This window comes from Pseudomonas sp. BAV 4579, from assembly GCF_009765395.1.
GTDB lineage: Bacteria > Pseudomonadota > Gammaproteobacteria > Pseudomonadales > Pseudomonadaceae > Chryseomonas > Chryseomonas aestiva.
Genome location: NZ_WHOV01000040.1, coordinates 21,385 through 27,384, shown reverse-complemented (window position 1 = coordinate 27,384; position 6,000 = coordinate 21,385). Strand labels below are relative to the sequence as shown.

5 protein-coding genes and 1 tRNA gene are annotated in these 6,000 nt (G+C 62.1%); all 6 read right to left on the bottom strand.

The window, feature by feature from the left end:
- Nucleotides 1–149 precede the first annotated feature (149 nt).
- Nucleotides 150–235: transfer RNA gene (locus GSQ95_RS10415), tRNA-Leu, on the bottom strand.
- Nucleotides 236–251: 16 nt separating this feature from the next.
- On the bottom strand, nucleotides 252–632 hold the full coding sequence (gene secG / locus GSQ95_RS10410; RefSeq protein ID WP_133863044.1) for a preprotein translocase subunit SecG: 381 nt from the start codon (nucleotides 630–632) through the stop codon (nucleotides 252–254).
- The gene (gene tpiA / locus GSQ95_RS10405) at nucleotides 632–1,390 is read right to left on the bottom strand and encodes a triose-phosphate isomerase (RefSeq protein WP_158893781.1); all 759 of its coding nucleotides are present in this window, start codon (nucleotides 1,388–1,390) and stop codon (nucleotides 632–634) included. Before tpiA ends, secG begins: the two co-directional genes overlap by 1 nt.
- A gap of 66 nt (nucleotides 1,391–1,456) precedes the next feature.
- Nucleotides 1,457–2,794 carry a phosphoglucosamine mutase gene (gene glmM / locus GSQ95_RS10400; protein ID WP_158893783.1) on the bottom strand — a complete coding sequence of 446 codons (1,338 nt, stop codon included), beginning with the start codon at nucleotides 2,792–2,794 and terminating at the stop codon, nucleotides 1,457–1,459.
- Nucleotides 2,794–3,657, bottom strand: a complete 864-nt coding sequence (folP, locus tag GSQ95_RS10395; protein WP_158893786.1) for a dihydropteroate synthase — start codon at nucleotides 3,655–3,657, stop codon at nucleotides 2,794–2,796. Before folP ends, glmM begins: the two co-directional genes overlap by 1 nt.
- Before the next feature lie 7 nt (nucleotides 3,658–3,664).
- Entirely contained in the window at nucleotides 3,665–5,581 is a 1,917-nt protein-coding gene (ftsH, locus tag GSQ95_RS10390) for an ATP-dependent zinc metalloprotease FtsH (protein ID WP_133863040.1), read from the bottom strand.
- Nucleotides 5,582–6,000 lie beyond the last annotated feature (419 nt).

Here is a 6,000-nt window from a genome sequence, read left to right as displayed (position 1 = left end):
ATTTGAACCAACGACCTTCGGGTTATGAGCCCGACGAGCTACCAGACTGCTCCACCCCGCGTCAAAGCTGGAGCGAGATTATATTCAACTGAACTCTAGGAGTCAACCTACTCTATTCTCGCCGCGTCCTGCAGGACGTCTTTGCTATTTGGTGCCGAAGATGGGACTCGAACCCATACAGCCTATGGCCACTACCCCCTCAAGATAGCGTGTCTACCAATTCCACCACTTCGGCATGAAACCCTTTAAACCTACTTGGACTCCTGGGGTACGTCCCCGGAAGTACCACCCTGGGCAGCACGTGGCTGACTCAGAGGAACATCGTTACCATCCTGCTTCGGCTGAGGAGCCTGCTGGACTGGCTGAGTGGGCAAACCCACCTCACGCAGACCCAGCGCACGGTCTTTGGCGTAATACCCCAGACCCAGGCTAGTCGCGAAAAAAACCGCGGCTAGTATAGCAGTAAAACGACTCAGAAAGGTAGCAGAGCCTTGACTACCAAACACGGTACCCGAGGCGCCCGCACCAAAGGATGCACCGGCTTCGGCACCCTTGCCCTGCTGCATCAATACCAGCACGATCAGGCCAAGCGCCATCAGCAAGTGGATCACAACTACTGCAGTTTCCAACATTATCCACGTCCTGCAGCGCGGCAAATCGCACTGAACTCTTCAGCATTCAGGGAGGCTCCACCCACCAGCCCCCCATCAATATCCGGCATGCCGAACAACTCGGCAGCACTGGCAGCCTTGACACTGCCGCCATACAACAGCTGAAGGCCTTCAGCGACCTCAGCATCGGCTTCGCGCACCAGGGCACGAATCGCCGCATGAACCTCTTGCGCCTGCTCCGGTGTTGCCGTGAGCCCCGTACCTATCGCCCAGACCGGCTCGTAGGCCACAACGGCATTGGCAAAAGCCGCCACTCCAACCGCCTCGATGACCGCCTTCAGCTGGCCACCTACCACGTCCAAAGTGCGCTCAGCCTCCCGCTCTTCGCGGGTTTCGCCGACGCAGAGCACGGGAATCATCCCGCCCTCCTGAATGGCCGCGAATTTCTTCGCCACCACCGCATCATCCTCGCCCAGCAGCGCACGCCGCTCGGAGTGCCCCACCAGTACGTAACGGCAACCGAATTCCGCCAACTGGGTCGAGGACACCTCGCCAGTCAGAGCCTTCTCGCCCGCGACGGAGGCACAGGTCTGAGCCCCCACCATCAGCGACGTTGCCGCCAACGCCTCAGCCACCCCCGGCAGATGCACCAATGTCGGAATCACCACGACATCGACACCCGCTGCGCCATCCAACCCTTGCAAGCCTGCGACCAGCGCCGACACGCTTTGCAGCGAGCCATGCATTTTCCAGTTACCGGCAACCAGGGAACGACGCATGCGTTTTACCTCAGGGAGCGAAGTGGGCGCAGATGTTACTCAATCGAAAACCGGCATGCAAGCAAATCAAGCACATACCTCGCTTATCAGCTCGGCGAGGGCCTCGGCATGGGCGCGCACCTCACGCTCGTTCTCGCCTTCGACCATGACGCGCAGCAGCGGCTCGGTACCGGATTTGCGCAGCAGTACCCGTCCCTTGCCGGCCATCTTCTCGGTGACCTCGGCACTGGCCTGCTTGACCCGCGGGTTCTCCAAGGGATCCTGGCCGCCACCGAACCTCACGTTTATCAGCACCTGTGGGCACTTGCGCAGCGCCATGCGCGCCTGGGCCAGGGTCTGGCCAGCATTGCGCAGGGCGATGAGCACCTGCAGCGCGGCGATGGTGGCGTCACCGGTGGTGGTGTACTGGCAGCAGACCACATGCCCGGAATTCTCGCCGCCCAGCACCCAGTTGCGCTCCAGCAGCTCGGCCATCACATAGCGATCGCCCACCTTGGCGCGCACGAAGGGAATATCCAGTTCGGCCAGCCCCAGCTCGAGACCGAGATTGCTCATCAGGGTACCGACCACCCCACCCTCGAGGCGGCCACGACGCTTGAGATCGCGGGCGATCAGATAGAGCAGCTCGTCGCCATCCACTGCCGCTCCGGTGTGATCCACCATCAGCACCCGATCACCGTCGCCGTCGAAGGCGATGCCGATGTCGGCGTGCTGGTCGAGCACCGCCTGCTGCAGCCCCTCCAGATGGGTGGAACCGCAATCCTTGTTGATATTGAGACCGTCCGGCTGCACCCCGAGCACGCTGACGTCCGCCCCAAGCTCACGGAAGACGCTGGGTGCGATCTTGTAGGTGGCGCCATTGGCGCAGTCCAGCACGATCTTCATACCGGCGAAACTGGTCCCGGTCGGCACGCTGCTCTTGCAGAACTCGATGTAACGACCCGCGGCATCGTTGATGCGCGAGACCTTGCCGATACGCGCCGAATCGACCACGGTCATGGGCGTGTCGAGCAGCTCCTCGATCATGGTTTCCAGTTCATCGGGCAGCTTGGTGCCGGCGCCGGAAAAGAACTTGATGCCATTGTCGTAGTAGGGATTGTGCGAAGCACTGATGACGATGCCGGCGCTGGCCTGGAAGGTCCGCGTCAGATAGGCGATACCCGGCGTCGGCATGGGACCCAGCAGCATGACGTCGGCACCGGCAGCGGAAAGACCGGCTTCCAGTGCCGATTCGAACATGTAGCCGGAGTTGCGGGTGTCCTTGCCCACCAGCACTCGACAACCGCCGCGACTGCGAAAGGCGATACCCGCCGCCCAGCCCAGCTTGAGCATGAACTCGGGGGTGATGGGATACGTCCCGACCTTGCCGCGAATACCATCGGTTCCAAAATACTTTCTTGCCATCAGTTCTGTTCCTGCCTGAAGCCTTCGACCGCGGTGATCATCCTCACCACGTCCACCGTTTCCGCCACATCATGGACCCTGAGGATCCGTGCACCCTTGGCCAGCGCCAGCGCCGCCAGGGCCAGACCGCCTGCCAGGCGCCCCTCTACGGGTCGCCCGGTGACCGCGCCGATCATGCTCTTGCGAGAAACGCCCACCAGCAAGGGTAGCCCAAAGGCGAGCAACTCGGTTTGTCGTCTGAACAGCTCGAGGTTGTGCTCCAGGGTCTTGGCGAAGCCGTAGCCTGGATCCAGCACCAGCCGGCTGCGGGAGATCCCGGCCGCTTCGCAACGGGCAATCTGCTCGGCGAGAAAAGCGCCGACCTCGCCGGCGACGTCAGCATAGACGGGCGCCTGCTGCATGGTGCCGGGCTCGCCCCGCATGTGCATCAGGCAGACCGCCAGATCGGTCGCGGCGGCAGCTTCCAGGGCGCCAGGCCGGCGCAGCGAGCGGACATCATTGATCAGACCGGCCCCTGCCTGAGCACCTTCCTGCATGACTAACGGCGAGGAGGTGTCCATGGAGATGACGACATCCAGCTCACGGGCGATCGCCTCGACCACCGGCACGACACGCTCGAGCTCTTCGACCTCGGACACCGGGGGCGCCCCTGGTCGCGTGGACTCTCCACCCACATCGATGATGGCAGCACCGGCCGTCATCATCGCCTCGGCATGGCGCAACGCGCTGTCGACAGCCGTATAGCGACCGCCGTCGGAGAAGGAATCGGGCGTCACGTTGAGGATGCCCATGACTTTGGGCGCGTCAAAAACAAGAACCCGATTGCCGCAAGGCAATCGGGTCGAAGGGAACGGATTGAACATGGGTGTTTCAGTGTTCTCCGGCCGGACCACCGATGGGCGTTTCAGGACGATCGCTGCCGCTTTGCGGCGCCGGCGAATCACCGGTGGGGCCGCCCCGGTCATGCCAGTCGCGCGGTTCACGCGGCACCTTGCCTGCCATGATGTCGTCGATCTGGTCCGAATCGATGGTCTCGTATTTCATCAGGGCATCGGACATGAGTTCGAGCTTGTCGCGATTCTCGTCCAGCAGCCGCTTGGCAGTGTTATAGCAGTCATCGATGATGCGACGAATCTCCAGATCGATCAGCTTGGCGGTCTCGCCCGACATGTTGCCGGCGCCACCACCCCCCGAACGACCCAGGTAGCCTTCGTTCTCTTCCTCGCCATACAGCAGCGGGCCGAGCTTCTCGGACAGGCCCCACTTGGTCACCATGTTCCGCGCCAGGGAGGTCGCCCGCATGATGTCGTTGGAAGCGCCCGTGGTGACGCCTTCGAAGCCCAGGGTCATCTCTTCGGCGATACGGCCACCGAACAGCGAACAGATCTGGCTTTCCAGCGCCCGCTTGGACAGGCTGTAGCGATCTTCCTCGGGCAGGAACATGGTCACGCCCAAGGCCCGGCCACGGGGAATGATGGAGACCTTGTAGACCGGATCGTGCTCCGGCACCAGGCGACCGACGATGGCATGACCCGCTTCGTGATAGGCAGTGTTGCGCTTCTCCTTCTCGGACATGACCATGGTCTTGCGCTCGGCGCCCATCATGATCTTGTCCTTGGCCAGCTCGAACTCGCGCATATCGACGGTGCGCTTGTTGGAACGAGCGGCGAACAGGGAGGCCTCATTGACCAGGTTGGCAAGGTCGGCACCGGAGAAACCCGGGGTACCCCGCGCGATGACGCCCGCGTCGACGCGCTCGCCAATCGGCACCTTGCGCATGTGCACCTTGAGGATCTGCTCGCGACCACGGATGTCCGGCAGACCGACCACGACCTGGCGATCGAAACGACCGGGACGCAGCAGCGCCGGGTCCAGTACGTCAGGACGGTTGGTAGCGGCGATGACGATGATGCCATCGTTCATCTCGAAGCCGTCCATCTCGACCAGCAACTGGTTCAGGGTCTGCTCGCGCTCGTCGTGACCACCGCCCATGCCGTTGCCACGATGACGACCCACCGCATCGATCTCATCGATGAAGATGATGCAGGGGGCATGCTTCTTGGCCTGGTCGAACATGTCGCGGACACGGCTGGCGCCAACACCGACGAACATCTCGACGAAGTCCGAACCGGAGATGGTGAAGAACGGCACCTTGGCCTCGCCCGCCACGGCCTTGGCCAGCAGCGTCTTGCCGGTACCCGGTGAACCAACCATCAACACACCGCGGGGAATACGCCCGCCGAGGCGCTGGAACTTGCCCGGATCACGCAGGAATTCGACCAGCTCGGTGACTTCTTCCTTGGCTTCGTCGCACCCGGCGACGTCGGCGAAGGTGGTCTTGACCTGGTCTTCCGACAACAGCCGCGCCTTGCTCTTGCCAAAGCTCATGGGGCCGCCGCGACCGCCGGCGCCTCCCTGCATCTGACGCATAAAGAACATGAAGACCGCGATGATCACCAGGATCGGGAAGCTGGCCACCAGCAGCTGAGTCCAGATGCTCTGCTGCTCGGGCTGCTTGCCGGTGATGGTGACGCTGTTGTTTACCAGATCGCCGATCAGGCCATTGTCCTGGATCGCCGGACGGATGGTCTTGAAGGGATCGCCGTCACGGTGCTTGCCGGTGATGACATAGCCATCCACGGTCACGCTCTCGATCTGCCCGTCCTTCACCTGCTGGATGAAGTCGGAATAGTTGAGCGTCTGGGGTTCGTTGGGGCTGGAGAAGTTGTTCATCACGGTGACGAGCACCGCGGCGATGATCAGCCACAGGATCAGATTCTTTGCCATGTCGTTCAATTGACTACCCTCTGCGCCGGTTTCGTGGGTAAACCGTTCGAAGCGAAACCGGCAGTGACCGGTAAGTTACTACACAAAGCCTGGCCCACGGCAGACATCGTCTGTAACGCTATATGAGTCTTCTGCCTTTGACTCTAGGGCAAGGCAGACGTTGCGGCCATCAATTCTCTCAATTGCCCCTAAAACCGCGACCCAATAGCTATTGCTGGCGCGATCTGGTCCCGCGACACGGAGAGCCCTGGATCAGCCCGCCGTACTCCGCTCGCTCATATGGGGGCCAGGACGGAAATGACAAGGCCTCCCGCCGGACACCGAGTATCTGGCCCTGCGAACTGCCCAGGCAGGTCCCCCTGGTGGCTTGCTTCCAGCCGCGAGCCCATCCACTAAGGTCATGCCGCACAATGACCTGA

Coding starts and splice junctions, on each gene's coding strand:
- secG (WP_133863044.1), bottom strand. CDS start 632: ATGTTGGAAACTGCAGTAGTTGTGATCCACTTGCTGATGGCGCTTGGC.
- tpiA (WP_158893781.1), bottom strand. CDS start 1,390: ATGCGTCGTTCCCTGGTTGCCGGTAACTGGAAAATGCATGGCTCGCTG.
- glmM (WP_158893783.1), bottom strand. CDS start 2,794: ATGGCAAGAAAGTATTTTGGAACCGATGGTATTCGCGGCAAGGTCGGG.
- folP (WP_158893786.1), bottom strand. CDS start 3,657: ATGTTCAATCCGTTCCCTTCGACCCGATTGCCTTGCGGCAATCGGGTT.
- ftsH (WP_133863040.1), bottom strand. CDS start 5,581: ATGGCAAAGAATCTGATCCTGTGGCTGATCATCGCCGCGGTGCTCGTC.